Genomic DNA, 26,599 nt, shown 5'->3' on the forward strand with positions numbered 1-26,599 from the left:
GCCGGGCGTGCGGCGCGCGCAGGCGCTTCGGCAGCCGGGGCCGGTGCCGCCTTTTCGGCCGGCGCGTTGCGCGCGGCTTCAGCGGCGGCTTCAGCAGCCTTGCGCTCGGCTTCGATGCGGTCCTTTTCAGCCTGCTCTTCCTGGCGCTTGCGGGCGATTTCCTCGTCGCGCAGGCGGTCCTTCTCGGCCAGGGCACGCTGTTCGTCCAGATTGCGCTGGCGGGATTCCTCCAGCTTGCGCAGGATGTCGGCACGCTCCTCATCCGGCGTCATCGCCTTGCCACTGGCGTCCTTGGTGTAGGTGCGCTTCTGGCGGACTTCGACGTTGACGGTGGTCTTGCTGCGACCGGCGCTGACCGTCACTTCCTGCAGCTTGCGACGGTTCAGGGTGATCTTCTTGGCCGCTTCGTCAGCGCTTTCGGCCGGCGTTTCCGCCTTGCCATGCGAACGACGAAGGAAGCCCAGGAGCTTCACCTTCTCGGTGCTGGTCACGACCTGGTCGGGACCGCTGAACTTCATGCCGGCGTCGGCAAGCTGTTCAAGCAGTTTCTCGACCGGCGTGTTGACCAGTTCGGCGAGCTTGCGGATGGTGGTTTGCTGCGACATTCGGATCCTATGATCTGGTTGGCGCGCCTCCGAAACGGACGAAGGCAGCGCGGAGTCTAAGCCCTGAGCGGGTCAGGGCACTGTTCATCGCTGGCTCATTCGCCGCGCTCCAGGCGGGCGATCTCCTCGGCTCGGGCGGCCATCACCAGGGCGGCGGCGCGCTCCTGGTCCATGCCTTCGATGCCGAACTCGAGGATCTCGTCGGTCGCCAGGTCCGACAGGTCCTCACTGGTGCGCACGCCATGGCCGGCCAGGGCGTAGGCGGTGGCCTCGTCCATGCCTTCCAGGGCGAGCAGGTCGGCGGCCGGCAGGCCGTCTTCCAGTCCCTCTTCCACCGCCAGCGCTTCGTTGAGCAGCGCGTCGCGGGCGCGGGCACGCAGTTCTTCCACGATGTCTTCGTCGAAGCCTTCCACGGCCAGCAGTTCGCCGACCGGCACGTAGGCGATTTCTTCCACCGTGTTGAAGCCTTCGGTGACCAGGATGGCGGCGATTTCCTCGTCCACTTCCAGCTTGTCCATGAACAGCTGGCGGGCGACGCCCTGCTCGGCTTCCGACTTGGCGGTCACCTGGTCCTGGGTCATCACGTTCAGCTGCCAACCGGTCAGGCGGCTGGCCAGACGCACGTTCTGGCCGCCCTTGCCGATCGCCTGGGCCAGACGCTCTTCGGCGACAGCCAGATCCATCGAGTGCTTTTCCTCATCGACGATGATGGACTGCACTTCGGCCGGAGCCATGGCGTTGATGACGAAGTTGGCCGGGTTGTCGTTCCACAGCACGATGTCCACGCGCTCGCCATTGAGCTCGTTGGACACGGCCTGCACGCGCGAACCGCGCATGCCGATGCAGGCACCGATGGGATCGGTACGGGCGTCGTGGGCGAGCACGGCGATCTTGGCGCGGTCGCCCGGGTCACGGGCGCAGGCCTTGATTTCCACCAGGCCCTGGCCGACTTCCGGCACTTCCAGCTTGAACAGCTCGATCATGAATTCCGGCGCGGCGCGGCTGATGAACAGCTGCGGGCCACGCGGTTCCGAACGCACTTCGGCCAGGTAACCGCGCACGCGGTCGCCGGCGCGCAGCACGTCGCGCGGAATGCCCTTGTCCTTCGGAATGAAGGCCTCGGCGTTGCCGCCCAGGTCCACATAGATGTTGCCGCGCTCAGCGCGCTTGACCACACCGGTCACCAGTTCGCCGACGCGGTCCTTCCATGCATCCACGACCTGCTGGCGCTCGGCTTCGCGCACTCGCTGGACGATGACCTGCTTGGCAGCCTGCGCCGCGATGCGGCCGAAGTCCGGGTTTTCGATCTGTTCTTCGATGTAGTCGCCCACTTCCACGCCGTCGGCTTCGTCGACCGCGTCCATCAGACGGATCTGGCGGTCCGGCGATTCCATCACCACGTCGTCAGCCACCACTTCCCAGCGGCGGAAGGTTTCGTAGGTGCCGTCCTTGTGGTCGATCGACACACGGGCCAGCACTTCCTGGTCCGGATAACGCTTCTTCGCGGCCGAAGCCAGTGCGGCTTCGATGGCCTCGAAGATCACTTCACGCGGCACGCCCTTTTCATTGGCGACCGCATCCACTACCAGCAAAAGTTCCTTGCTCATCGGCTGCTTACTCCGCGCGCGGCTTCTTGGCCGCCGGCTTGTTGGTTGGTTTCTTGCTCGCCTTGCCACCCTGCTTGGGTGCCGGGCCAGTCGGCTTGCTCGGAGCCAGGCCAAGGGCGGCCCAGTCCGGCATGATGCGTGCCTTGTCGATGTTCTCGACATCGGCGGTGAACTGGAAGTTGTCGACCTGGAAGGTGACCGTGCCCTGTTCGGCGTCCACGGCGAGAATCTCGCCTTGCAGACGACGGCGGCCGTCCTGCGGCAGCTTCAGGGTGACCTTGGCCGACTCGCCGATGGCGCGCTCGAACTGTTCAAGAGTGAACAGCGGGCGGTCCACGCCCGGCGAGGACACTTCCAGCGTGTAGTTGGCGCTGATCGGATCTTCCACGTCGAGCTGCGCGGAGACTTCACGGCTCACGCGTTCGCAGTCGTCGATGTTGACGATGCGGTCGGGCTGTTCGGCCACCGGCACGTCGATGTACAGGCGCAAGGTGGCACCACCGGGCGCGGTGAGATACTCAACGCCCAGCAGCTCCAGACCCAGCGACTCAACGGTGGGGCCGAGCAGGTTCGCGATTTCAGTTGCCTTGTCGCTCACGTTCTGCCTTGATTCGTAGAAAGGGGCTGGCGAACCAGCTTCCGGAAACAACAAAGGGCCCGCTGGGCCCCTGTCCGGTACAACTCCGGTCATGCTGGATTCCGGCAGCAGCAGCGCGGTGTACGCGATACTGCGAGCCCAGCTGCCCGGGGGGTCACGACTACCTGGTTGGAAGTCGCACGGCCCGGAAGCCGGTCGCGGGACAAAGCTCCATTCACAGAATGGGGCCAATCAGGTAGTCCGCTAAGCCACTGATGATAGCCGTTGCACCGCACTGGTGCAACGGGTCCTACCCGCCGCCAGACAGGTTCACCAGCGCACCCGGGCCCCGACCACGGCATTCCACGCCTCCCAGCCTTCGTCGTTGAAGCGCCCCTGCCAGTAGCCCTCGCCATACAGGTCCCACCCCTTGCCAAGCCGGGCGCTCAGGCCCACACCGGCACGCCAGGCGCGCCCATAGTGGTCGGTGCGGAAAGTGACGCCGCTGACTTCCAGCTGGCCGCCATCCTCGAAACCCTGCAGGTAGTCCAGCCGCAGCCAGGGTTCCCAGTTGCCGGGCGGCTGGCCTTCGGCCGCGCCGCGGAACAGGCGCACGCCGATACGGCCCAGGCCGGCCGACTCGGAGCGCCCGGCCACGCGCAGGCCCTCCGCGTCGCTGAACGGGTCCACGGTCACGTCCTGCCAGGCCAGCTGCAGCTGCGGCTCCAGGCCCCAGGCCGAGCCGACCAACCTGAACGGCCAGCCGGTTTCCACCGAGGCCAGCCAGCGGCTGCCGCGCGGTCGCGCCACCTCCATCTCACCGTCGACATCCACCCGTTTGCGGCCCTTGGCCACGCCATAGCCGCCCTGCAGGTCCACATACATGCCGCCGGCTGACATCCAGGTGCCGATCAGCAGCCAGGTGCGGGTATCTACGCGCAGATCGGCTGCGGCGTCGCGCAGCTCGGGCTCCTGCTCGGCCCGGCCGAGAGTGAGCGCCGCGCCGATGCGCCATACGCCACTGCCTTCTGACGGCACGATCGCCGAACCGCCCAGCTGCAACGCACGGTAGTCCTGACGCAGCGCATAACCGTACTCGGCAAATGACAGATGCGGCGCGAAGCGCGCACGGCCGCCGTGGGCGCGCAGGAACACTTCGCTGTCCTGCTGCGTGCCCTGCCCGTCACCTTCGCGGCGCACCTCGCCCAGCCTGCGATGCAGGTTGTCCAGGTCGTCCCAGCCGGTGGCGATCAGGCCGTTGAGCATGGCCAGGTAGCCCGGCAACTGCGGTGCCAATTCGTAGCGACCGCCGCCGTCATCGGTGCCGGTACCGCCTCCGGTGCCCCCACCGCCCGTTCCGCCACCTCCACCACCGGTGTCGCCGCCTCCGTCTCCACCACCCCCACCACCGGTGCCACCGCCGCCATCTCCGCCACCTCCGTCTCCACCACCATCTCCACCACCATCTCCACCACCATCTCCACCAGCATCTCCATCTCCATCTCCATCTCCATCTCCATCTCCATCTCCATCTCCATCGCCATCGCCATCTCCATCACCCGGCAGACCGATCACCCCTGGCGGCAGCGGAATCGCGGTCTCGAAGCCGCGCTGCAGCCGGTAGTCCCAATAACCAGCGGGATTGCCGACCAGATTCTGCGCGGGCGACGCGGCCCCGTTGGCCGCGCCCGGTCCATAGGCGTAGAGGCGATAGCGGAACGGTGTTCCGCCGGTCACGTACGAGCGTGTCAGCAGGAATGCCGAGGCGTTCGACTGGCCGGACACCTGGATCAGCGACACGCCGGCATCAGGCCCGTGGAAGGCTGCGGAGGTACCCGCCGAGGCGGCTGAGGTTGCCGTCACCACCACGCCGGTCAGGCCACTGGCGTCACCGCGGACGAGCAGGCGGTCAGCCCGCTGGTTGGCCAATGCGCCTTGATCCGATTCGCTCACCGACGCGCCAAGCTGAATCGCCCCCAGCGCGTGATAGTCGCCCGTCACGTTGAGCGTATTGCCAAAGTTGACGCCGTTGGTCGCCGCAATCACGGCGCGATTGTCGAGGCTGCCGACTATCTCCAGCGAACCTGTCGACGGCGACCAGGCGGCCAGGCCTGAGCCAACTGCCAAGGTACCGTGATTGCTGACTGCCGCCTCGATGCGGCTGCCGGTGCCGGCGAACACTGTGCCGGTCCCGATATCGACCGTGCTGCCGGTGAGAACGGAGCCTTCAAGACCCGGCGACCCCAGCCACAGCTGCCCCGCTGTGATCGTGGTGGCACCGGCCTCGGTACGACCCAGCAGGCTCCAGCGCTGCGCATCCACGGCGAGACTGGCGAACTGCAGGAAATCGTTGCTGGCCACGCCTTCGCCATGTAAGACGATGCGACTGCTGCCAGCTCCGTACGCGCTGCCGAACAAAAGCGCGCCACTGTCCTGGGTGAGCGTGCCGTTGCCGGTTTCGAAGCGCAGCGAATAGGTGCCGCCCTGGATCAGGCCGGTGTTGTTGATGGCCGCTGTCCCGTTGGTCATGCTCACGCCGACCGTGCCGGCGCGGATCGCTGCGCCCTGCTGATTGATGACGGTGCCACCGGAGTTGGTGGTCACGCCGACGCCGGTGCTGGCCTCCACGCGCCCTGCGTTGATCAGGGTCACGCCGCCATTGACCAGATTCACGCCGTGGGTGGTACCGCGCACCACGGCGGTGTTGGCGTTGATGACATCGCCTGCACCGCCTTCAACGTGCAGCGCCTCGCCGTTGGTCGCTTCGATCAGGCCGGCGTTGAGCAGGCCGTTGCTGCTGTTGATCAGGCGCACGCCATAGTTGCCACCGACGACTTCGGCACCGGCTGCATTGAGCAGAAAGCCGCCGGCGCGCAGCTCGAGGCCCGGGCCGATGCTGGCGGCGATGCGGCCTTCATTGGTGACCGTGGCCGCGCTGTTGATGGCGGTGAATCCGCCGCCTACGCCCTGCACCACCGCGCCGATATGGTTGTGAAAGGTTTCGCCATTCTGAAGGCGAACGGCGAATACATTGGGATCGGTGCTGATGAGTTGACCGTAGTTGTCCAGTGTCCAGCGGAAGTTCTGGCCAACCAGCGCTTCGCCGCTTGAAGTACTGACGGTTGCGCCGGCGGTAACCTGCGCGGTAGCGGCGTTGGAGCCGGGTTCGCTATCGAGGTTTACGGTGGTGGTGCGAGGGGTGTCGACCACAACCTGGGCGGTGGCGAGGTACGGGGCCATCAGTGCAAGAGCGAGCGCATTGCGCACTAGTGAAGAAGATTCCATTCCTTGCCGGACGGCGACGGGCAGGCCAGATGCACGCATGAGGCGTCTCCTTGCGGGGAAGCCTCGATTGCAGCGGCTTGGGAATCAACGGGGAATGAAAACTGCCTGCTCAAGTTCACAATTCTGGGCAGACCAGTAAAAGTACTTAGGGATCTGAGGCGCTATGACGCGTCAGAGTTCCAGACGGAAATGTCGTCGTCTCGGTCAAACCACCGCATGTCCAGATCATCGTTGAACCGCACGCGCTTGTTCACTGCGGCGACCTTACCTTTTGCGCGAAGAATCGATCCGGGCGGTCGAGCAGACGGTTGTGAAAGTGCCCTGTCCAACACCGGCTGTGGCTGCATCTTCTGTTGTGGATGCACCCGCGCACGCGCAGGCAGAGATGCAGGCGGTGCAGCGGCGGTTGGCACGTGTTGCGCGTCAAGTGAGCCTGCCCTTCGCTGGAAGCGCGGCACACGATTCAATGGTGGATTTCCGACGCTGGCGCGGCCACGTGCCTCCAAGGGTTGAAAGCGCCCCACCGGGCGGGGGATCGCTGTCACGGGATGAGACCGCGCCACGCGGATCATGACGGGGGATCGGGCTCGTGGCATGGCTCTTGCCAACGCCGTCGCAACCCCGCCTGTCATTACCGCGACCGCCAAACCCGCACCCACAATCGCCAGCACCGAAGCAAGCTTGTGTTTGTCGGCGTGATAAGCCGTGACAGCGCCGGTTGTGAAGACTCCAAGGATGCCGACTGCGGCGACACCGGACGCAATCCATAGTGCGAAGTGGCCACTGGGATCGCTGCGATTGATCGGATCCAGGTTGCAGTAGGCGTAGGCATTCAGGTCACCTTGGCCAAAAGGGCTTTGGCGGTCCGGCTGCAGGAAGCGCATCAACGACGGCGAGTAAACGCGATAGCCGTTGCCCAGATGCTGTAGGTGTGAGGACGTTTCGTGCAGCTGGCCGTTGTGACCCACAGCTGTATGCCTGCGTGAACCGGACCCGGCACCAGAGGCGGCAGCGATTGTGTTCTGCATGCAGCCTCCGCAGGGCATTCGAATTGCCCCTGTGATGACGCAGGTGGTTCCCGCGCTGGCGTCAACGCCGCTTTTTGTTGCGAAGCGCGCGCACATCCCGAGGAAAGTTCGGTTTGCCCTGCCGCCATGGATTCGACGGAGCCGCCCCAGTGCGCGTCACCATCCCTCCGCCGGGCAGGAAGTACCGCTCATTTCCAACCTTGTAGGTCAATCGTCTCCCTGCGTTGTGCAGTGGCCCAACAAAGGCCATGGTCGGCGCGCCCACCCCCTTCGCTACAGCGTGGCCCAGAGAATTGATGCCTCGATCCGCGCCAAAGCAAACCTGCATCTGCAGTCGTTTGATCGGCGTTGTTCCCGCTTGCCTGAGAATCTCAGGAACCAGTGTCTCCGCGCCAACGGCACGACCGCCTAGATGGGCCACGCCGGGCAACCCATGGGCTTGAACGACATGAGTCCCGTCCTTGGCCTGGAAGAACCGCATCTCCCCCTGCCCCAGTTCCTTCCCGGAAGCCTTTGGCTGCTGACCGAACGCCTTCGGCGACAAGCTCCGCGGAACGATGTGCGCTGCGGCAGCCAACACACTGGCGGTTGCAAATCCCAATGCCATTGCTCCGAACACACCCATCGCCTTGTCATCCCCAGCAATGTGAGACGCCACAGCTCCAAGCCCAGTACCCACGGCCGCCGCCAGCGCTCCCCAGGCGATGGCCTGTGCAAAATGCCCACTGGGATCTGCCAAGTTGACCGGATCGATACGGGCGTACGCATAAGCGTTGATCCCTCCTTCCTGAAAGGGACTGAGACTGTCGGGGCCTTGGAATCGCATGAGCACCGGATTGAACGCACGGTAACCGTTGCCCAGAAACTGGCACGAGGAGAAGTGTTCGTGCAGCTCACCGTTGAAGCCAAGGGTACACGCAGCGCTTGGCGACTCGGCGATGGCCGAGGTGGATGGCATGGACACTCCCGTAGCGCGATTCTGCCGCTTGTCGCCCCCGACAGCTTTACGCTGAAGCAGCCGGGGTTAGATGGTCGTGAAGGGCAGCCGGGCAAGCCCGGCTCTACGTCGCCGGCGGCCCCGCTGCGTCGAGCGGGCAACAAAAAAGGCGAACCGTTCCCGGATCGCCTTTTCGTCTACTGCACCTGCATTGCAGATTGAGTTGGTAGCGGGGGCAGGATTTGAACCTGCGACCTTCGGGTTATGAGCCCGACGAGCTGCCAGACTGCTCCACCCCGCAGCAGAAGCGGAATTGTAGTGCAATATTCCAGGTGCCGCAAGCCCGCCCCGGTTACGAGACATAGAACTGGTACTCGGAGTACCTGCGATAGGGGGCGACCAACGCCTCGGAAACGCTCTGGCGTCGGATGTTCCCTGCAGTGTTCTGCGGACTCATGGCGGCTCTGCCCGATATCGGGACACTCATCGCCTGGGGTGTACGGGCTGCTGTCGCCATCGACCGCCCTGAATATCCCAACGTGTGAGAGGCTTCCGAACCTACAGAAGACAGGCGCCTCCTGGGTTCAGGGGTTCCCTGCCGGGATAGTGGCGGTGTCGTGGAAGTGGGGGAAAGTGGAGGCGCTGATGGCTCATGAAGCGTAGTTGGCACATCCGCAACCATCTTGATATCAGTCTGCGTCTCCGCATCTCTCACCTTGACGGTGCGCGCTGCTGGCTGCGGTGCCTGAGGTGCCGGTTGGGGTTTCTTGGCGTGCTTCTTGAACGCATACCTCCCCCCCAGAGAAATTGCGATAACGGCCGACACCCCGCCAAGGATTGCCAGCAGTCGTTGCGTGTCGTTCTTTGCAGATACAGCCACAGCAGCTGCTCCCAGCGCAGCGGCCCCACCGGTAAACATCGCGGCGAAGACCATCATCTTCCATGCTCGACCACTGGGATCTGTGCGGTTCACCGGTTCAGCGCCACAGTAGCAATAGGTGTTGATTCCACCGCGGGAAAAGGGGCTCTCTTGGTCGGCGCTGTGAAAGCGCATCAGCACCGGGTTGTAGATGCGGTGGCCGTTGCCGAGTGACTGCCAGGCGCCTGTGGGTTCGTGATGTTCGCCGTTGTAGCCGAGGCGCGCTGCGATGGGTGCGTGGGTGTTTGCGCTGGAACCCATGTTGGTGATCCCCGCTTTGGTGGTGCTGGAGTTGTCCCCGTGGGGTTACGCTGCGTGAGGCGGTGTTAGTTGGTCGTGAACGGCAGCCGGGCAAGCCCGGCTCTACGTGGCCCCCCCTGCCCACTACCAAGTGGCGCGCAAACAAAAAAGGCGACCCGTTTCGGGGTCGCCCTTCTTGTTTTCTTGGTAGCGGGGGCAGGATTTGAACCTGCGACCTTCGGGTTATGAGCCCGACGAGCTGCCAGACTGCTCCACCCCGCATCAGAAGCGGATGAGCTGGAATCCGTAGATTCCGTAAGCAACGATCTTCTGGCGAAACCGCTGCAGCAACAACTCAGGAAACGAATATTACACGAACTGTGCAGTTTTGTATCGTTTTTTATGCGAGATGTGCAAAAGCCTGCTGGCACCAGACCATGATCGGGTTCCAGGCGAAGCCCAGGGCCAGCAGCGCCAGGGCGTTCACGCCCAGCACCACGCCCAGCACGCGGTCGTTGTGGGCCGGCAGCGGCTCGCCCACCGGCTCATCGAAGTACATGACCTTGATGACGCGCAGGTAGTAGAAGCAGCCGACCACGGCACACAGCACGCCCAGGATCGCCAGCCACAGCAGGCCGCCATCAACGGCTGCGCCGAGCACGGCCAGCTTGGTCCAGAAGCCCAGGAACGGCGGGATGCCGGCCATCGAGGCCATGATGCACAGGACCAGCCCGGCCATCCACGGGTTGCGCGCGTTCAGGCCCTTGAAGTCTTCGATCTTCTCGGCCTCGAAGCCGTTGCGCGACAGCGCGATGATCGCGCCGAAGCCGGCGGTCGACATGATCGCGTAGCTCAGGGCATAGAACAGCGCCGCCGAGTAGCCGCGCTCGCCGCCACCGGCGATGCCCAGCAGCAGGAAGCCGATGTGCGACACGGTGGAGTACGCCAGCATGCGCTTCAGGTTGCTCTGCGCGATGGCCATCAGGTTACCGATCACCAGCGACAGTGCGGCCAGACCACCGATGAGAATCTTCCACTCGGCCGCCAGCGGGCCGACGCCCACTTCCAGGAGGCGGTAGGCCATGCCGAACGCGGCCAGTTTCGGTGCGGAGCTGATGAACAGCGCAACCGGTGCCGGGGCACCCTGGTACACGTCCGGCAGCCACATGTGAAACGGCGCGGCACCCAGCTTGAAGGCCACGCCGGCAATCATGAACACCACGCCGGTGAGCAGCAGCACGCGCTCTTCGGTGTGGGCAATGGAGTCGTGGATCACGTCCAGGTGCAGCGAACCGGTGGCACCGTAGATCAGCGACATGCCGTACAGCAGCAGGCCCGAGGCCAGCGAACCCAGCACGATGTACTTCATCGCCGCTTCGGTGGCCAGCTTGTTGTCACGGTTAATGGCAACCAGTGCGTACGAGCACAGCGCGAGCAGTTCCAGGCCCAGGTAGACCATCAGCAGGCTGCCGGCCGAGACCAGGATCATCATGCCGGCAGTGGCGAACATGATCAGCACCGGGATCTCGCCCTGGAACAGATCGCGCTCGCGCAGGTAGCTCCAGCCGTAGATCAGGGTCAGGCCGCTGCACAGCACGACCACGGTCTTCATGACGTCGGCGGCAGTGTCGCGGATGAACATGCCATGGAACACCTCGCCCTGCCCGCCCACGCCGGTAGCCAGCATGAACAGCACCACGGCCAGTGCGGCGACCGAGAACAGGTGGGTCCAGATCTTCTTGTCCTTGCTGATGAACAGGTCAAGGATCATCAGCGCGAAGGCGCTGCCGATCAGCACCAGCTCGGGAGCGAGCGGCGGCAGGTCAGCGGCGGTCAATGGCAACAGCGAAGAGGTGGTCATCATCAAATCCTGGAATTACAGCAGCTTGCTGGATGCGATCTGCATCGCCAGCTTCGCGATCGAGGGCTCCATCAGGTCGGTCAGCGGCTTGGGATACAGACCCAGGGCCAGCGTGCCAACGGCGAACACGCCCAGCACCAGCCACTCGCGACCGTTGATGTCCTTCATTTCAGCCACATGCGGGTTGGCCACTTCACCGAAGAACACGCGCTTGTACAGCCACAGCGTGTAGGCGGCGGTGATCACCAGCGTGGTGGCCGCGCCGAGTGCCAGCCACGGATTACGCTGGAAGCTGGCCATGATGATCATGAACTCGCCAACGAAGCCGCTGGTGCCCGGCAGGCCGGCATTGGCCATGAAGAACAGCATGGCGAAGGTGGCGAACCACGGCATCACATTGACCACGCCGCCGTAATCGGCGATGCGGCGGGTGTGCATGCGGTCGTACAGCACGCCGACGCAGGAGAACATCGCGCCGGAGACGAAGCCGTGCGAGACCATCTGCACCATCGCACCCTGCAGACCCAGGCGGGCGGCGTCGGCATTGCCGGCGTCACGCACCAGCCACAGGGCGATGAAGGTGCCCAGGGTGACGAAGCCCATGTGCGCGATCGACGAATACGCGATCAGCTTCTTCATGTCGTCCTGGACCAGGGCGACCAGACCGACGTAGATCACCGCGATCAGCGACAGGGTGATGACCAGCCATGCCCATTCCTGCGAGGCGTCCGGGACGATCGGCAGGTTGAAGCGCAGGAAGCCGTAACCACCGATCTTCAGTGCAATGGCGGCCAGGATCACCGAACCGGCGGTCGGCGCTTCCACGTGCGCGTCCGGCAGCCAGGTGTGCACCGGGAACATCGGCACCTTGACCGCGAAGGCGATCAGGAAGGCGAAGAAGATCCAGGTCTGCTCCTGCGCGCTCAGCTGCAGCTGGTACAGGTCGGCCAGCTGGAAGCTGCCGCCCTTCAGGTACAGGTAGATCAGCGCCACAAGCATCAGCACCGAGCCGAGGAAGGTGTACAGGAAGAACTTCAGTGCGGCGTAGATGCGACGCGGACCACCCCAGACACCGATGATCAGGAACATCGGAATCAGCATGGCTTCGAAGAACACGTAGAACAGCATCGCGTCGGTGGCAGCGAAGATACCGACGGTGACGCCTTCCAGGATAAGGAAGGCCGCCACGTACTGGTTGACGCGCTTGTCGATGGCGCTCCAGGCACCAATCAGCGCCAGCACCGAAACCAGGGTGGTCAGCAGGATCAGCGCGATGGCGATGCCGTCCACACCCAGGTTGTAGCCGATGTCGTAGGCCGGGATCCAGGCGCGGGTCTCGACGAACTGCAGGGCGTCGTTGCTCACGTCGTAACCGCTGAGCAGGAACAGGCTGGCCACGAAGGTCAGCACTGCGACGCCCAGCGAGGCCCAACGCGCGGTCTGGGCATCACGGATGGCAAGGATCAAGGCACCGCCGATGATCGGCAGCCAGATGAGAACACTGAGTAGAGGCCAGTTCGACACGTCTTCTTATTCCGTACAGGTCATCAACGCAGGTAATGCATCAGCGCGCCCAGCAGGGCAATCAGGCCGATGATCATCGCGAAGGCGTAGTGATAGAGGAAACCGGATTGGGTGCGACGCAGCAGGTTGGCAGCCAGGTCGATCAGGCGTGCCGAACCGTTGACCACCACACCATCGACCAGATTCGTGTCGATCGCGCGGGAAACCTTGCCAAGCTTGACGCCGCCACCGGCGAAACCGCCGATCCACAGCTTGTCGAAGCCGTACTTGTTTTCCAGCACCGAGACCAGCGGGGCGAAGGTCTTGCGGGCCTTCGTCGCCAGTTCCGGCTTCCACAGGTAGAACAGCACCGCCAGCAGGAAGCCCGCCACGGTCAGGAAGAAGGCCGGAGCCATCATGCCGTGCAGGGCGAACGCCACCGGACCATGGAACTCTTCCGCCAGCGCACCAATGGTGTTGCGGGCCGGATCGTAGAAATCAACGATGCCGGTGAAGAACGCATGCACCTGGCCCGGAACCGCGTGCTCGGCGTGGTGGCCGGCCCAGTCGGTGCCGTACAGCATCGGACCGATGCTGAAGAAACCGATCAGGATCGACGGGATCGCCAGCAGGATCAGCGGCAGGGTCACCACCCACGGGGTTTCGTGCGGCTCATGCGGACCGTGGCCATGGCCGTGGTCGTCATGCGCGTCGCCATGGTGGGCGTCACCGTGATGGGCATCGGCATGATGCGCATCAACGGCATGGTGATCGTCATGGCCATGGCCGTGATCGTCATGTGCGTCGCGGAAGCGCTCCTTGCCATGGAAGGTCAGGAACAGCAGGCGGAAGCTGTAGAAGCTGGTGACGATCACGCCACCCAGCACGGCCCAGTAACCATAGGTCGCCACCCAGCTCGAGGAGATGTGAGCATGGTGCTCGGCCGCCTCGATGATGGTGTCCTTGGAGTAGAAGCCGGAGAAGAACGGCGTACCGACCAGGGCCAGGGTGCCGATCCACATGGTGATGAAGGTGATCGGCATGTATTTGCGCAGGCCGCCCATCTTGCGCATGTCCTGCTCGTGGTGCATGGCGATGATCACCGAGCCCGCGCCGAGGAACAGCAGCGCCTTGAAGAAGGCGTGGGTCATCAGGTGGAACACGGCCGCCGAATAGGCCGACACGCCCAGCGCCACGGTCATGTAGCCCAGCTGCGACAGCGTGGAGTACGCGACAACGCGCTTGATGTCGTTCTGCACGATACCGATCAGGCCGGTGAAGAACGCAGTGGTGGCACCGATGAACAGCACGAAGTTCAGCGCGGTCTGCGACAGCTCGAACAGCGGCGACATGCGGGTGACCATGAAGATGCCCGCGGTGACCATGGTGGCCGCGTGGATCAGCGCCGAGATCGGGGTCGGGCCTTCCATCGAGTCCGGCAGCCACACGTGCAGCGGAACCTGGGCCGACTTGCCCATGGCACCGATGAACAGGCAGATGCAGATGATGGTGGCGATCGACCAGATCACCGGCTCGGACATCACTTCGATCGAGGTCAGGCCGAACAGGTTGATCGTACCCGACCACACCTGCAGCTGAGCCTCAGGATGGTTCAGGATCGGTGCATTGGCGAACACGGTGGCGTAGTCGAGGCTGCCGAACACCCACAGCACGCCGGCGATGCCGAGGATGAAGCCGAAGTCACCGACGCGGTTGACCAGGAACGCCTTCATGTTGGCGAAGATCGCGGTCGGGCGCTTGAACCAGAAGCCGATCAGCAGGTACGAAACCAGGCCCACCGCTTCCCAGCCGAAGAACAGCTGCAGGAAGTTGTTGCTCATCACCAGGGTGAGCATCGAGAAGGTGAACAGCGAGATGTAGCTGAAGAAGCGCTGGTAGCCCGGGTCTTCTTCCATGTAGCCGATGGTGTAGATGTGGACCAGCAGCGACACGAAGGTCACCACCACCATCATCATCGCGGTCAGCTTGTCGATCATGAAACCGACATGCGCCGAGTACTGGCCGACTTCAAAGAAGGTGTAGACGTTCTGGTTGAACGGCTGCGCGCCGCCCCACAGCAGCTGGTAGAACACGTAGCTGGACAGCGCACAGCTGACCGCGACACCGAGGATGGTGACGGCCTGCGCGCCGAAGCGGCCTACCTGACGACCGAACAGGCCGGCGATGATGCTGCCGAACAGCGGTGCAAGCACCACTGCGATCAACAGACTCTTGGAGAGAGTAATTTCCATCTACGGATCAGCCCTTCAGCGAATCGACTTCGCCGACATTGATGGTGCGGCGGGTACGGAACAGGGTTACCAGGATCGCCAGACCGATCGCCGCTTCTGCTGCGGCCACGGTCAGGATGAAGAAGACGAACAGCTGGCCAGCCGTGTCGCCCAGTTCACGCGAGAACCCGACAAAATTGATGTTGACCGACAGCAGCATCAACTCGATCGACATCAGCAGCACGATGATGTTCTTGCGGTTGAGGAAGATGCCGGCAAGGCTGATGCAGAACAGCAGCGCGCCCAGCGCCAGAAGATGACCCAGAGTGATCACGGAGCAGTCTCCTCGTTGCTGGAGGGCTTGGTCAGGGTGTGGACCACCGGCTTTTCGGCGTCCATCTTGACCACGCGCAGGCGGTCGCTGCCCTTGACCATGGTCTGTTCGGTCGGGTTCTGGGTCTTCAGACCGTCACGGCGACGCAGGGTCAGCATGACGGCAGCAACCACGGCCACGGTCAGGATGACGGCGGCGAACTCGAACGGCAGCAGGTATTCGGTGAACAGGCTGCGCGCCAGCCAGGTGATGTTGGAGCTGTCGGCGGCGACGGCCGCGGCGTTGTCAGCCGGGAACGGGTTGACCGCCCTGCCCTTCACGCCGATCAGCACCAGCATCTGCACCAGCATGGTGATCGCAACCAGCAGGCCGATCGGCAGGTAACGCACCCAGCCCTCGCGCAGGTTGTTGTCGTCGATGTCGAGCATCATCACCACGAACAGGAACAGCACCATCACAGCGCCGACGTAGACCAGCACCAGGGCCACGCCCAGGAACTCGGCCCCGACCAGCAGCCATACGCAGGCCACCGAGAAGAAGGTCAGGATCAGGCACAACACGGCATAGACCGGATTGCGCACGCTGATCACCGCCGCAGCGGAGATGCCCGCCACGATGGAGAAGACCCAGAAACTGATATTTACCCAATCCATCATTCGACCTCAGCGGAAAGCGGCATCGGCGGCGCGACGCTCGGCGATTTCGGTTTCAAGCCGATCACCGATGGCCAGCAGCTGCGGCTTGGTAACGATGTTCTCGCCACGCTTCTCGAAGTGGTACTCGAGAATGTGGGTCTCGACGATCGAGTCCACCGGGCAGCTTTCTTCACAGAAGCCGCAGAAGATGCACTTGAACAGGTCGATGTCGTAGCGGGTGGTACGGCGGGTGCCGTCTTCACGCTTGGCCGAGTCGATGGTGATGGCCAGCGCCGGGCACACCGCTTCGCACAGCTTGCAGGCGATGCAGCGCTCTTCGCCGTTGGGATAACGGCGCAGGGCGTGCAGGCCACGGAAGCGCGGCGACTGCGGGAACTTCTCCATCGGGTACATCAGCGTGTACTTCGGCTTGAAGGTGTACTTCAGCGTCAGCCACAGACCGCCGAGCAGTTCGAGCAGCAGCAGGCTTTTGAAGTAATGGGTAATTCTGTTCATCACTTAGACGCCCTTCTGGATCACGCCGTAGAACACCATCAACGCCGTTACTGCAATCCACGCGATGGTGAGCGGGATGAAGACCTTCCAGCCCAGACGCATGATCTGGTCATAGCGGAAGCGCGGGAAGCTGGCACGGAACCAGATGTAGGCACTGGCGAAGAAGAACACCTTGACGAACAGCCACGGTGCACCACCCTTCCAGACCCAGTCGATCCACGGCGAGATGTCCGCGGTGACCCAGCCCTGGATCGGGCTCAGCCAGCCGCCCAGGAAGAAGATCGAGATCAGGAAGCTGATCAGGATCATGTTGGCGTATTCGGCCAGGAAGAACAGCGCGAACGCACCGCCGGAGTATTCGACCATGTGGCCGGCGACGATTTCCGATTCACCTTCCACCACGTCGAACGGCGCGCGGTTGGTTTCGGCCACGCCGGACACCCAGTACACGACGAACAGCGGGAACAGCGGAATCAGGAACCAGTCGAAGAAGCCGGAGCTGCCAGCCTGGGCCATCACGATGTTGCTCAGATTCAGGCTGCCCGCCGCGATCATCACGCCGACCAGGGCGAAGCCCATGGCGATTTCGTAGCTGATCATCTGCGCCGAGGCGCGCATGGCACCGAGGAACGCGTACTTCGAGTTGGATGCCCAACCGGCCAGGATGATGCCGTAGATGCCCAGCGAGGTCATCGCCAGCAGGTACAGCAGGCCGGCGTTGGCGTTGGACAGCACGATCTGCGAATCAAACGGCACCACCGACCAGGCCGCGAAGGCCGGGGCCAGGGTGATCAGCGGAGCCAGCACGAAGATCGCCTTGTGCGAGCTGGCCGGCTGGATGATTTCCTTGAACAGCAGTTTGAAGACGTCGGCGAAGGCCTGGAAGATGCCCATGCCCACGTACATCGGGCCGTGGCGGACGTGCATCCAGCCGATCAGCTTGCGCTCCCAGACCACGTAGAAGGCCACCGAGATGATCACCGGCATGGCGATCAGCAGGATCTTCAGGATGATCCAGATCAGCGCGCCGATTTCACCAAGGCCAAGCAGCCACTGGTGCAGCGGGTCGACCGCGTTCAACAGCAATTCGTTCATGCAGCCACCACCGTTACGCGTGCGGCACCCAGCGGTGCGGTCGCACCGTGGCCCGATTCAATCCAGACCGAACCCGCGGCGACGCGGGCGTCGACCACCACCGGCAGCGTGGCCTTGCCGGCATCGGTGCCGACCTTGGCCATCTGCCCTTCCACCAGCTGCAGGCGGGCGGCGTCATCGGCATTGAGCACGATGCGCGGCGCGTTGTTCAGCGGGTGCGACTGCAGCGCCTGCGCGCGGCGGACCACGGCGTCGGTGCGGTAGATCGCAGCGGTGGAGGCCACTTCCAGACCTTCGCCGGTGACCGGCGTGGCGGCGGAAGCGGAGACATTGACGGTCACCGGGGACAGGCTGGCACGCAGGCCGCCCAGGTCGGTGAAGTCGAAACCGGCCAGGGCCAGCTCGCCACCCAGTGCGCGCAGCACGCGCCAGCCTTCACGGGCCTCGCCCGGCAGCTTGCCGCCGGCGCGGGCCGACTGCTCGCGACCATCGAGGTTGGTCAGGGTGGCGTCGATTTCCGGCAGCGCGCCGATCGGCAGGATCACATCGGCCACATCGCGGGTCGAGGCACAGGCGAACTGGCTGAAGGCCACCACCTGGGCACCGGCCAGCGCCTTGCGGGCGGCAGCAGTGTCGGCGAAGTCCAGGCCCGGTTCGATGCCGTAGATCGCGTACGCCTTGCGCGGCTGGGCCAGCATCGCAGCCACGTCCTTGCCGGCCGGCAGAACGCCGGCGCGGGACAGGCCCACGGCATTGGCACCCTGCGGAATGCGGCACAGCTTGGCACCGGTAGCGGCGGCGAAATCACGCGCGGCAGCGCGGATCGCGGCGGCCTGCGGGTGGTTTTCGGCGATGCCGCCGACGATCAGCACGGCATTGCCGGTGACCGCCTGGCGCAGCTCGGCATTGCCCAGCGCTTCGACGAACTTGGACGGGGCAACAATCTGCTTGCCGGCCAGCTTGAAGGCGAAGTCGAAATCGACCGGGTTGATCGCGTGGATCTTCGCGTTGCGCGTGGTCTGCGCCTTGCGCAGGCGGGCGTGCAGCAGCGGCAGCTCGTGGCGGATGTTGCTGCCGAGCACGACGATGTTGTCAGCGACTTCGATCTCGGCCAGCGACAGGCCGAAGGTCTCGGCAATGGCGGCGTCGGAGAAGTCGCGGTTGTTGATGCGGTGGTCGATGTTGCCGGTGCCCAGGCCCGACGCCAGGCGGGCCAGCAGTGCGCCCTCCTCGTTCGAAGCCGACGGGTGCACCAGCACGCCGAGGTCGTCGCCCTTGTTGGCCGACAGAATTTCTTTGGCGGCGGCCAGGCCTTCGGCCCAGCTCACTTCCTGCCATTCGCCATTGACCTTGCGCAGCGGCTTCACGGCGCGGTCGGCGCTGTACAGGCCCTGGTGCGAGTAACGGTCACGGTCGGACAGCCAGCATTCGTTGACCAGCTCGTTGTCGCGCGGCACCGCGCGCAGCACTTCGCCGCGACGCACATGCAGGAACAGGTTCGAGCCCATCGCGTCGTGGTAACCCAGCGACTCGCGTGCGGTCAGTTCCCACGGACGGGCGCGGAACTGGAACACCTTGTTGGTCAGCGCGCCCACCGGGCAGACGTCGACGACGTTGCCGGACAGCTCGGTGGTCAGCGGCTTGCCGTCGTAGGTGCCGATCTGCAGGTTTTCACCGCGGTACATGCCACCCAGTTCGTAGGTACCGGCCACGTCGGCGGTGAAGCGGACGCAGCGGGTGCACTGGATGCAGCGGGTCATTTCCGTGGCGACCAGCGGACCGATGTCCTCGTCCGGCACCACGCGCTTGCGTTCGTTGAAGCGGCTGACCGAACGGCCATAGCCCAGCGACACGTCCTGCAGCTCGCACTCGCCGCCCTGATCGCAGATCGGGCAGTCCAGCGGATGGTTGATGAGCAGGAACTCCATCACCGAACGCTGGAACTTCAGCGCCTTTTCGCTGCGGGTGGCGACCTTCATGCCATCCATCACCGGCGTGGCGCAGGCCGGAGCCGGCTTGGGCGACTTTTCAACATCGACCAGGCACATGCGGCAGTTGGCCGCGATCGGCAGCTTTTCGTGGTAGCAGAAGCGCGGGATCGGAATGCCGGCCTTGTCGGCGGCCTGGATGATCATCGAGCCCTTGGGCACCACCAGGGACTGGCCGTCGATCTCGACGGTCACGTGCCCTTCCGGCACGACGGCCGGGGCGGCGGGATTGTTGGGTTGCGCGCTCATGCAGCGGCTGCCTCCACCTTCTTGCCGTCAACCATCGAATGACCGTTGACGATGTAGTACTCGAATTCGTCCCAGAACTGGCGCAGGAAGCCCTGGATGGGCCACGCCGCCGCTTCACCGAACGCACAGATGGTGTGACCTTCGATCTGACCGGCCACGGCCTTCAACTGGTGCAGGTCTTCCATGGTGGCCTTGCCGGCGACGATGCGCTCGAGCACGCGGTGCATCCAGCCGGTGCCTTCACGGCACGGGGTGCACTGGCCACAGGATTCCTTGTGGAAGAACTGGCTGATGCGGCAGGCGAACTTGACGCAGCAGACGCTGTCGTCCAGCACCACGATGGCCCCCGAACCCAGACCGGTGCCCAGGGCACGCAGGGTGTCGTAGTCCATCTGCAGGCCCTTCAGCTCTTCGGCCTTCAGCACCGGCATCGAGACGCCGCCCGGAATCGCGCCCTTCAGGGTGCGGCCCGGCTTCAGACCACCGGCCATTTCCAGCAGGTCGTCGAAGGTGGTGCCCAGCGGCACTTCAAAGTTGCCGCCCTTCTGCACGCAGCCGGAGACCGAGAAGATCTTCGGGCCGCCGTTCTTGGTCAGGCTCAGGCTCTGGAACCATTCCGGGCCATTGCGGATGATCGCCGGCACCGAAGCGTAGGTTTCGGTGTTGTTGATCGTCGACGGCTTGCCGTACAGGCCGAAGTTGGCCGGGAACGGCGGCTTGTAGCGCGGCTGCCCCTTCTTGCCTTCCAGCGATTCCATCAGCGCGGTTTCTTCGCCGCAGATGTACGCGCCGGCACCCAGCGCACCGTAGATGTCGATATCCACGCCGCTGCCGAGAATGTTCTTGCCCAGCCAGCCGTTCGCGTAGGCGTCGGCCAGGGCCTGTTCGAAGTTTTCGAACGGCTCGTGGTGGAATTCACCACGCAGGTAGTTGTAGCCCACGGTGCTGCCGGTGGCGTAGCAGGCAATGGCCATGCCTTCGACCACGGAGTGCGGGTTGTAACGCAGGATGTCGCGGTCCTTGCAGGTGCCCGGCTCGGATTCGTCCGAGTTGCACAGGATGTACTTCTGCATGGTGCCCTTGGGCATGAAGGACCACTTCAGGCCGGTCGGGAAGCCCGCGCCGCCACGGCCGCGCAGGTTCGACTGCTTGACCATCTCGATCACCTGCTCCGGCGGGATCTTCTCTTCGAGGATCTTGCGCAGGGCAGCGTAGCCACCGGTCTTGAGGTAGCTCTCGTACGACCACGGGGTGTCGTAGTGCAGCGTGGTGTAGACCACCTGGTGCGGCAGCGGTGCGGGACCGACCGGGCCAGTGGGTGCGTGATGATGTGCCATGGCTTACTCCAACCCGTCCAGCAGCGCGTCGACCTGTTCGACGGTCAGGCGCTCGTGATAGTGGCCATTGATGACCATCATCGGCGCACCGGCACAACCGGCCAGGCATTCTTCTTCACGCTTGAGGTAGATGCGGCCGTCAGCGGTGGACTGGCCGGTCTTGCAGCCGAGCTTCTTTTCGGCGTGCGCGACCAGGTCTTCCGCACCGTTCAGCCAGCAGCTGATGTTGGTGCAGAAGGCGACGTTGTGGCGGCCGACCTTCTCCAGCTCGAACATCGAGTAGAAGCTGGCCACTTCGTACGCCCACACCGGCGGCAGATCGAGGTACTTGGCCACGCCGGCGATCAGTTCGTCGGTCAGCCAGCCCTGGTTCTGCTCCTGCGCGGCATGCAGGCCCTGCAGCGTGGCAGAGCGCTTGCGGTCCGGCGGGAACTTGGACAGCCAGTGATCGATGTGAGCACGGGTCTTGTCGCTCAGCACCACCATCGGGTCGACGTCGCGCGCCGCCTCGAAATTACCTGTCGCCTTCATCGGCCGACCTCAACGAATACCAAATCGTGGAAAACCAGAACCTGCAGCGCCGGCAGCAGCCGGCGGGTGTCAGGCATCGTGCTTGCGGCCGGCATCACCGGTCGACCTCGCCGAACACCAGGTCGTAGGTGCCGATCATGGCCACCACGTCGGCGAGCATGTGCCCGCGCACAACCGAGTCGATCGAGGACAGATGGGCGAAGCCCGGCGCGCGCAGGTGCACGCGGAACGGCTTGTTGGCGCCATCGGACATCAGGTAGCAGCCGAACTCACCCTTCGGGGCTTCCACCGCCGAATAGGTTTCGCCGGCCGGCACGCAGTAGCCTTCACTGAACAGCTTGAAGTGATGGATCAGCGCTTCCATGTCGTCCTTCATGTCCTCACGCTTGGGCGGAGCGACCTTGAAGTTCTTCACCATCACCGGGCTCGGGTTGGCCTTCAGCCACGCCACGCACTGCTTGATGATGCGGTTGGATTCGCGCATTTCCGCGACGCGGACCAGGTAGCGGTCGTAGCAGTCGCCTTCCTTGCCCAGCGGAATGTCGAAGTCGACGGCGTCGTACTTGGCATACGGCTGCTTCTTGCGCAGGTCCCAGGCAATGCCCGAGCCACGAAGCATCACACCGGTCATGCCCCACGCGTGGGCCAGTTCCGGGGTGACCACGCCGATGCCGACGGTACGCTGCTTCCAGATACGGTTGTCGGTCAGCAGGGTTTCGTATTCGTCGACGCGCTTGGGGAACTCAACGGTGAAGTTCTCCAGGAAGTCGAGCAGCGAACCCTCGCGCGCGGCGTTGAGGTTCTTCAGGGCCTGGCCCTTGTGCCAACGCGATTCCTTGTACTTCGGCATCTGGTCCGGCAGGTCGCGGTAGACGCCGCCCGGACGGTAGTAGGCCGCGTGCATGCGCGCGCCGGAGACCGCTTCATAGCAGTCCATCAGCTCTTCGCGCTCACGGAAGGCGTACAGCATGACCGCCATCGCACCCAGGTCGAGTGCGTTCGAGCCCAGCCACATCAGGTGGTTCAGGATGCGGGTGATTTCGTCGAACATGGTGCGGATGTACTGCGCACGCTCCGGCGCTTCGATCCCCATCAGGGTTTCGATCGCGCGCACGTAGGCGTGTTCGTTGCACATCATCGACACGTAGTCGAGGCGGTCCATGTAACCGATGGACTGGTTGAACGGCTTGGACTCGGCCAGCTTCTCGGTGCCCCGGTGCAGCAGGCCCACGTGCGGGTCGGCACGGACGATGGTTTCACCGTCCATTTCCAGGATCAGGCGCAGCACACCGTGCGCAGCCGGATGCTGGGGGCCGAAGTTCATGGTGTAGTTGCGGATTTCCTGGCGCGATTCGGCCGGGTTGCTCGCAAACGCCTGGTGGGACTGATGGATCTGGCTCACTTCACTGCCTCCGACTGCGCGGTTTCACCGGCAGCGGTCTGGAAACGGGCATCGTCACGGATCACGCGCGGCACGCCGACGCGCGGTTCGACCGAGGTCACCGGTTCATAGATCACGCGCTTCTTTTCTTCGTCGTAGCGCACTTCGACGTTGCCGATCAGCGGGAAGTCCTTGCGGAACGGATGCCCCACAAAGCCGTAGTCGGTCAGGATGCGGCGCAGGTCCGGGTGACCTTCGAAGATCACGCCGAACAGGTCGAACGCTTCACGCTCGAACCAGTTCAGGCCCGGCCACACGGGGGTCAGCGAAGCGACCACCGGCAGCTCTTCGTTCGGCGCGAAGCAGCGGATGCGCATGGTCAGGTTGTGCTGGTAGGAGCGCAGCTGCGCCACCACCGCAAAACGCTGCTGCGGCACCGGCTGCGGCTGGGCACCGTCGGCGGTTTCGCGACTGGGGAATTCACCCCACGCGAAACGACCGGCACCCTTGCCTTCCACGCCACGGCTGAAGCCGTGCGAGGAGACATCAGCGGTGTCCCATTCGTCGTCACCGTAGCCGAGGTAGTCCAGACCACACAGGTCAACGGACTGCTCGAAACCGAATTCGTCGCGCAGCGCAATCGCCGTCGCCAGCCAGTCAGCAGCGGGCACTTCCAGCGTCACTTCGCCGCGGGGTTCGACCACGAAGACCTGCGCACCTGCGAAACGTGCGGAGAGTCGGTCGATGAAGGATGCTTGCTCTGCCATGGGGGCTTGGCGTGCTCTTGTCAGGAGGAATGTCAGCGGGCGATGGTCTGCGTACGCCAGATCTTCTTCTGCAGCTGCAGGATCCCGTACACCAGCGCTTCCGCGGTTGGCGGGCAACCCGGGACGTAGACGTCCACCGGCACCACGCGATCACAGCCACGCACCACTGCATACGAGTAGTGGTAGTAGCCGCCACCGTTGGCGCAGCTGCCCATGGAGATGACCCACTTCGGGTCCGGCATCTGGTCGTAGACCTTGCGCAGCGCCGGGGCCATCTTGTTGACCAGGGTACCGGCCACGATCATCACGTCGGACTGACGCGGCGACGGGCGGAACACCACGCCATAACGGTCGAGGTCGAGGCGCGCCGCACCGGCGTGCATCATCTCAACCGCGCAGCAGGCCAGACCGAAGGTCATCGGCCACATCGAGCCGGTACGTGCCCAGTTCAACAGCGCATCGACGCTGGTGGTCACATAGCCCTTCTCGAGCAGCGGGTTGTCACCTTCCGGCCGCAGGATGTCGTCGACCCGCCCTTCCGGGACCGGGTTGTTCATCAGGCCATCGAGAGTCTGAATTACTCCCATTCCAGCGCTCCCTTCTTCCAGACGTAAATGAAACCGAGGAAAAGCATGCCCACGAACAGGCCCATCGTGACCAGGGAACGCGCCCCCAGCTCCATGAACACCTGGGTCCACGGCACGATGAAGATGATTTCCAAGTCAAATACGATGAACTGGATCGCGATCAGGTAGTAGCGCACATCGAACTTCATGCGCGCGTCCTCGAAGGCCTCGAAGCCGCATTCGTACGGCGAGAGCTTCTTCAGATCTGGACGCCGGGGACCGAGGAACCGACCGACCAGCATCAGCGCAACGCCGATACCGGTGGCAACAATCAGAAACAGCAGAGACGGCAAATATTCGGCCAGCACAGCGATTCTCTCTTGCCTCTGCCGCCACGCCTGCAGGCGTTTTGGCATGGGGGAGTGGACGGAACGCAGATCTGGCGCATGACGCGCCAGACCGCAGACCGCTTACAAACAAATGGTGCCCAAGAGGGGACTCGAACCCCTACGACCTAAGTCGCTACCACCTCAAGGTAGTGCGTCTACCAATTCCGCCACCTGGGCTTACGATCGCACCGGGGGTTGCCCGGTGCGCCGCATATTGTAACCGTCTTCAGCGATTCTGGGAGCCTTCAGCGGGCTTTTCTTCACCAGAATTCGACGTTTCCGCCTGAGCCGGCACAGTGGCCGGGGCAGCAGCGGCCGGAACCGGCTGCGGCGCAGCGGCTTCGGGGGCTTTCGGCACGGCCGGCAGCTCGCCCGCCGGCACCGCCGGGGCGCTCTGGACCGGGGCGGACATCACGCCCAGGCCGGCATCAACGGTCGGACGGGCACCATGGCTGGCGTACCAGGCCATGAAGAGGCTGATGCCAAAGAACACCACGGCCAGCCACTTGGTGGTCTTGGACATGAAGTTGGACGCACCGCGCGCACCGAACACCGTGCCCGAGGCACCGGCACCGAAACCCGAGCCTGCGGCCGCGCCGGAACCACGCTGCATCAGGATGAGCGCGATCATGGCCACCGATACCAGCACGTAGACCACATTGAGGATCAACATCAGCATTTCGAATCCGTCCTCGGATTATTCATTTAACGCCCGGTCGCCGCCTCGACGATGGCCAGGAAATCTGCGGCGACCAACGAGGCCCCGCCTACCAGCCCACCATCGACATCGGGCTGCGCGAACAGTTCCCCAGCGTTGTCGGGCTTGACGCTGCCGCCGTACAGGATCGGCAACGAATCGGCGATTCTAGCATCCCGCTTGGCCACTTCGCCACGGATGAAGGCATGGACCTCCTGCGCCTGCTCCTTGGAGGCGGTTTTGCCGGTACCGATGGCCCAGACCGGCTCGTAGGCGACCACGGCGTGCTGGAAGCCGGCCGGACCAACCAGGTCCAGCACCGGGGCCAGCTGGCTGGCGATGACGTCTTCGGTCTGCCCGGCCTCGCGCTGCTCCAGGGTTTCGCCCACGCACAGCACGGGCACCAGGCCGGCGTGGATGGCGGCGGCAAACTTGCGGGCGACCAGCTCACTGCTTTCATGGTGGTACTGGCGGCGCTCGGAATGGCCGACCAGCCCGTAGCGGGCCCCGACCTCGGCCAGCATGGCCGCGGACACCTCACCGGTGTAGGCCCCCTTTTCATTGGAGCTGACGTCCTGCGAGCCAAAAGCGACAGCCCGACCCTCGAAATCGTTGACCAGCTCACCGAGGTACGGCAACGGCGGCAGGATGACCACCTCGACCCCATCCTTCGGCAGGCTGGCGACCACGTCACTGACCAGGTCGGTCGCGAATTGACGGCTGCCGTGCAGCTTCCAGTTACCGGCGACGATCTTGCGGCGCATGGCGGTCTCCTTTTGGGTATCAGCCGGCAATGATACCGGATGTAACGAATCCCTGTTCCACCGAAAACGCTTACATTTCAATTGGATAATTCGCGTGGGGGGTCGGGATCCCGGATTGCACGCGCTACGTATCGCCGGGCTGTGCCCGGCTGCTGTTGGATTTGGGCGAACAGCCCTCGGTTCACGGATTCCCTGGTTTGGCGGCTCGGGACGGGCGTTGCGGGGGACGCTGCAAGTACGTCCTTGTAAGCTCGATCGCCGCATCCATGCGGCTCACGCCCCCTCCAGCCCACCCCGAGCCGCCATGACAGTGCGTCGGTGGCCACGGACGGTCAAAACCAACTCATCACTTGTCCGTGCGTTGGACCTGCTTGCGCTGGATCTGCTTTGGTGGGATCGGTCGACAGACGATCGCCGTGAAATTCCCAACTTCCGGTAACGCATGACCCCAGATCGACATCGCCGTTGATGTTGCTGTGGCATTTCCCCACGGCCCCCGGCCCTCTGTCTGGGGCGTGCCGGGGTGGGTTTGCGGGACCGTCAAAAACATGGATGTT

24 protein-coding genes and 3 tRNA genes are annotated in these 26,599 nt (G+C 64.0%); all 27 read right to left on the reverse strand.

What is annotated here, in order from left to right:
* The coding region (locus tag RT551_RS16930) for a translation initiation factor IF-2 associated domain-containing protein (protein WP_313460772.1) at window positions 1–605 on the reverse strand (605 nt) is incomplete at its 3' end.
* Between the two features lie 95 nt (window positions 606–700).
* Window positions 701–2,212, reverse strand: coding sequence for a transcription termination factor NusA (gene nusA / locus RT551_RS16935; protein ID WP_125362312.1), 1,512 nt, complete (start codon window positions 2,210–2,212; stop codon window positions 701–703).
* Between the two features lie 7 nt (window positions 2,213–2,219).
* Entirely contained in the window at window positions 2,220–2,810 is a 591-nt protein-coding gene (gene rimP, locus RT551_RS16940) for a ribosome maturation factor RimP (protein ID WP_313460774.1), read from the reverse strand.
* Window positions 2,811–3,119: 309 nt separating this feature from the next.
* Window positions 3,120–6,113: an autotransporter domain-containing protein gene (locus tag RT551_RS16945; protein WP_313460775.1), complete on the reverse strand. Its 2,994-nt coding sequence runs from the start codon at window positions 6,111–6,113 to the stop codon at window positions 3,120–3,122.
* 122 nt (window positions 6,114–6,235) lie between these two features.
* Window positions 6,236–7,102 (reverse strand): RHS repeat-associated core domain-containing protein, encoded by an 867-nt coding sequence (locus RT551_RS16950; RefSeq protein WP_313460777.1) that lies wholly within the window; start codon window positions 7,100–7,102, stop codon window positions 6,236–6,238.
* Window positions 7,103–7,163: 61 nt separating this feature from the next.
* Window positions 7,164–8,060: an RHS repeat-associated core domain-containing protein gene (locus RT551_RS16955; protein ID WP_313460779.1), complete on the reverse strand. Its 897-nt coding sequence runs from the start codon at window positions 8,058–8,060 to the stop codon at window positions 7,164–7,166.
* A 203-nt stretch (window positions 8,061–8,263) separates the two neighbouring features.
* Window positions 8,264–8,340 (reverse strand) — tRNA-Met (locus tag RT551_RS16960).
* Between the two features lie 51 nt (window positions 8,341–8,391).
* The gene (locus tag RT551_RS16965; RefSeq protein WP_313460781.1) at window positions 8,392–9,219 is read right to left on the reverse strand and encodes an RHS repeat-associated core domain-containing protein; all 828 of its coding nucleotides are present in this window, start codon (window positions 9,217–9,219) and stop codon (window positions 8,392–8,394) included.
* Window positions 9,220–9,403: 184 nt separating this feature from the next.
* Window positions 9,404–9,480 (reverse strand) — tRNA-Met (locus RT551_RS16970).
* Window positions 9,481–9,598: 118 nt separating this feature from the next.
* A complete protein-coding gene (gene nuoN / locus RT551_RS16975; protein ID WP_313460782.1) occupies window positions 9,599–11,059 on the reverse strand; it encodes an NADH-quinone oxidoreductase subunit NuoN in 1,461 nt (486 codons plus the stop codon).
* Window positions 11,060–11,074: 15 nt separating this feature from the next.
* The gene (locus RT551_RS16980; protein ID WP_313460784.1) at window positions 11,075–12,583 is read right to left on the reverse strand and encodes an NADH-quinone oxidoreductase subunit M; all 1,509 of its coding nucleotides are present in this window, start codon (window positions 12,581–12,583) and stop codon (window positions 11,075–11,077) included.
* A gap of 23 nt (window positions 12,584–12,606) precedes the next feature.
* Window positions 12,607–14,814, reverse strand: a complete 2,208-nt coding sequence (gene nuoL / locus RT551_RS16985; protein WP_313460786.1) for an NADH-quinone oxidoreductase subunit L — start codon at window positions 14,812–14,814, stop codon at window positions 12,607–12,609.
* Window positions 14,815–14,821: 7 nt separating this feature from the next.
* Window positions 14,822–15,127, reverse strand: a complete 306-nt coding sequence (gene nuoK / locus RT551_RS16990) for an NADH-quinone oxidoreductase subunit NuoK (protein WP_125360403.1) — start codon at window positions 15,125–15,127, stop codon at window positions 14,822–14,824.
* Window positions 15,124–15,780, reverse strand: coding sequence for an NADH-quinone oxidoreductase subunit J (locus RT551_RS16995; protein ID WP_313460787.1), 657 nt, complete (start codon window positions 15,778–15,780; stop codon window positions 15,124–15,126). The genes nuoK and RT551_RS16995 overlap by 4 nt, the downstream gene beginning before the upstream one ends.
* Before the next feature lie 9 nt (window positions 15,781–15,789).
* Complete coding sequence (nuoI, locus tag RT551_RS17000; RefSeq protein ID WP_311192025.1) at window positions 15,790–16,278, reverse strand: NADH-quinone oxidoreductase subunit NuoI; 489 nt, start codon at window positions 16,276–16,278, stop codon at window positions 15,790–15,792.
* Between the two features lie 3 nt (window positions 16,279–16,281).
* On the reverse strand, window positions 16,282–17,373 hold the full coding sequence (gene nuoH, locus RT551_RS17005; protein ID WP_311192026.1) for an NADH-quinone oxidoreductase subunit NuoH: 1,092 nt from the start codon (window positions 17,371–17,373) through the stop codon (window positions 16,282–16,284).
* Window positions 17,370–19,610 (reverse strand): NADH-quinone oxidoreductase subunit NuoG, encoded by a 2,241-nt coding sequence (gene nuoG, locus RT551_RS17010; RefSeq protein ID WP_313460790.1) that lies wholly within the window; start codon window positions 19,608–19,610, stop codon window positions 17,370–17,372. Before nuoG ends, nuoH begins: the two co-directional genes overlap by 4 nt.
* A complete protein-coding gene (gene nuoF, locus RT551_RS17015) occupies window positions 19,607–20,947 on the reverse strand; it encodes an NADH-quinone oxidoreductase subunit NuoF (RefSeq protein WP_282295090.1) in 1,341 nt (446 codons plus the stop codon). The genes nuoG and nuoF overlap by 4 nt, the downstream gene beginning before the upstream one ends.
* A 3-nt stretch (window positions 20,948–20,950) precedes the next feature.
* On the reverse strand, window positions 20,951–21,478 hold the full coding sequence (gene nuoE / locus RT551_RS17020) for an NADH-quinone oxidoreductase subunit NuoE (protein WP_125360409.1): 528 nt from the start codon (window positions 21,476–21,478) through the stop codon (window positions 20,951–20,953).
* A 94-nt stretch (window positions 21,479–21,572) separates the two neighbouring features.
* Complete coding sequence (locus RT551_RS17025) at window positions 21,573–22,880, reverse strand: NADH-quinone oxidoreductase subunit D (RefSeq protein WP_313460792.1); 1,308 nt, start codon at window positions 22,878–22,880, stop codon at window positions 21,573–21,575.
* A complete protein-coding gene (locus tag RT551_RS17030; protein WP_313460794.1) occupies window positions 22,877–23,626 on the reverse strand; it encodes an NADH-quinone oxidoreductase subunit C in 750 nt (249 codons plus the stop codon). Before RT551_RS17030 ends, RT551_RS17025 begins: the two co-directional genes overlap by 4 nt.
* A gap of 32 nt (window positions 23,627–23,658) precedes the next feature.
* Entirely contained in the window at window positions 23,659–24,213 is a 555-nt protein-coding gene (locus tag RT551_RS17035; protein ID WP_017354657.1) for an NADH-quinone oxidoreductase subunit B, read from the reverse strand.
* The gene (locus tag RT551_RS17040; protein ID WP_026069699.1) at window positions 24,204–24,560 is read right to left on the reverse strand and encodes an NADH-quinone oxidoreductase subunit A; all 357 of its coding nucleotides are present in this window, start codon (window positions 24,558–24,560) and stop codon (window positions 24,204–24,206) included. Before RT551_RS17040 ends, RT551_RS17035 begins: the two co-directional genes overlap by 10 nt.
* 113 nt (window positions 24,561–24,673) lie before the next feature.
* Window positions 24,674–24,758, reverse strand: a tRNA-Leu gene (locus tag RT551_RS17045).
* 49 nt (window positions 24,759–24,807) lie between these two features.
* Window positions 24,808–25,260 carry a preprotein translocase subunit SecG gene (gene secG, locus RT551_RS17050; protein ID WP_311192030.1) on the reverse strand — a complete coding sequence of 151 codons (453 nt, stop codon included), beginning with the start codon at window positions 25,258–25,260 and terminating at the stop codon, window positions 24,808–24,810.
* Window positions 25,261–25,286: 26 nt separating this feature from the next.
* Window positions 25,287–26,042: a triose-phosphate isomerase gene (gene tpiA / locus RT551_RS17055; protein ID WP_311192031.1), complete on the reverse strand. Its 756-nt coding sequence runs from the start codon at window positions 26,040–26,042 to the stop codon at window positions 25,287–25,289.
* Window positions 26,043–26,388: 346 nt separating this feature from the next.
* Window positions 26,389–26,599, reverse strand: a 211-nt coding sequence (locus RT551_RS17060) for a hypothetical protein (protein ID WP_313460795.1), incomplete at its 5' end; no start/stop codon positions are given.

Origin of the sequence: Stenotrophomonas sp., assembly GCF_032103445.1 — a bacterium.
GTDB lineage: Bacteria > Pseudomonadota > Gammaproteobacteria > Xanthomonadales > Xanthomonadaceae > Stenotrophomonas.

Coding starts and splice junctions, on each gene's coding strand:
- RT551_RS16945 (WP_313460775.1), bottom strand. CDS start 6,113: ATGCGTGCATCTGGCCTGCCCGTCGCCGTCCGGCAAGGAATGGAATCT.
- RT551_RS16955 (WP_313460779.1), bottom strand. CDS start 8,060: ATGCCATCCACCTCGGCCATCGCCGAGTCGCCAAGCGCTGCGTGTACC.
- RT551_RS16965 (WP_313460781.1), bottom strand. CDS start 9,219: ATGGGTTCCAGCGCAAACACCCACGCACCCATCGCAGCGCGCCTCGGC.
- secG (WP_311192030.1), bottom strand. CDS start 25,260: ATGCTGATGTTGATCCTCAATGTGGTCTACGTGCTGGTATCGGTGGCC.
- tpiA (WP_311192031.1), bottom strand. CDS start 26,042: ATGCGCCGCAAGATCGTCGCCGGTAACTGGAAGCTGCACGGCAGCCGT.
- nuoN (WP_313460782.1), bottom strand. CDS start 11,059: ATGACCACCTCTTCGCTGTTGCCATTGACCGCCGCTGACCTGCCGCCG.
- nuoG (WP_313460790.1), bottom strand. CDS start 19,610: ATGAGCGCGCAACCCAACAATCCCGCCGCCCCGGCCGTCGTGCCGGAA.
- nuoE (WP_125360409.1), bottom strand. CDS start 21,478: ATGAAGGCGACAGGTAATTTCGAGGCGGCGCGCGACGTCGACCCGATG.
- nuoL (WP_313460786.1), bottom strand. CDS start 14,814: ATGGAAATTACTCTCTCCAAGAGTCTGTTGATCGCAGTGGTGCTTGCA.
- nuoI (WP_311192025.1), bottom strand. CDS start 16,278: ATGAACAGAATTACCCATTACTTCAAAAGCCTGCTGCTGCTCGAACTG.
- nusA (WP_125362312.1), bottom strand. CDS start 2,212: ATGAGCAAGGAACTTTTGCTGGTAGTGGATGCGGTCGCCAATGAAAAG.
- RT551_RS17035 (WP_017354657.1), bottom strand. CDS start 24,213: ATGGGAGTAATTCAGACTCTCGATGGCCTGATGAACAACCCGGTCCCG.
- RT551_RS16995 (WP_313460787.1), bottom strand. CDS start 15,780: ATGGATTGGGTAAATATCAGTTTCTGGGTCTTCTCCATCGTGGCGGGC.
- RT551_RS16950 (WP_313460777.1), bottom strand. CDS start 7,102: ATGCAGAACACAATCGCTGCCGCCTCTGGTGCCGGGTCCGGTTCACGC.
- RT551_RS17030 (WP_313460794.1), bottom strand. CDS start 23,626: ATGGCAGAGCAAGCATCCTTCATCGACCGACTCTCCGCACGTTTCGCA.
- nuoF (WP_282295090.1), bottom strand. CDS start 20,947: ATGGCACATCATCACGCACCCACTGGCCCGGTCGGTCCCGCACCGCTG.
- nuoH (WP_311192026.1), bottom strand. CDS start 17,373: ATGAACGAATTGCTGTTGAACGCGGTCGACCCGCTGCACCAGTGGCTG.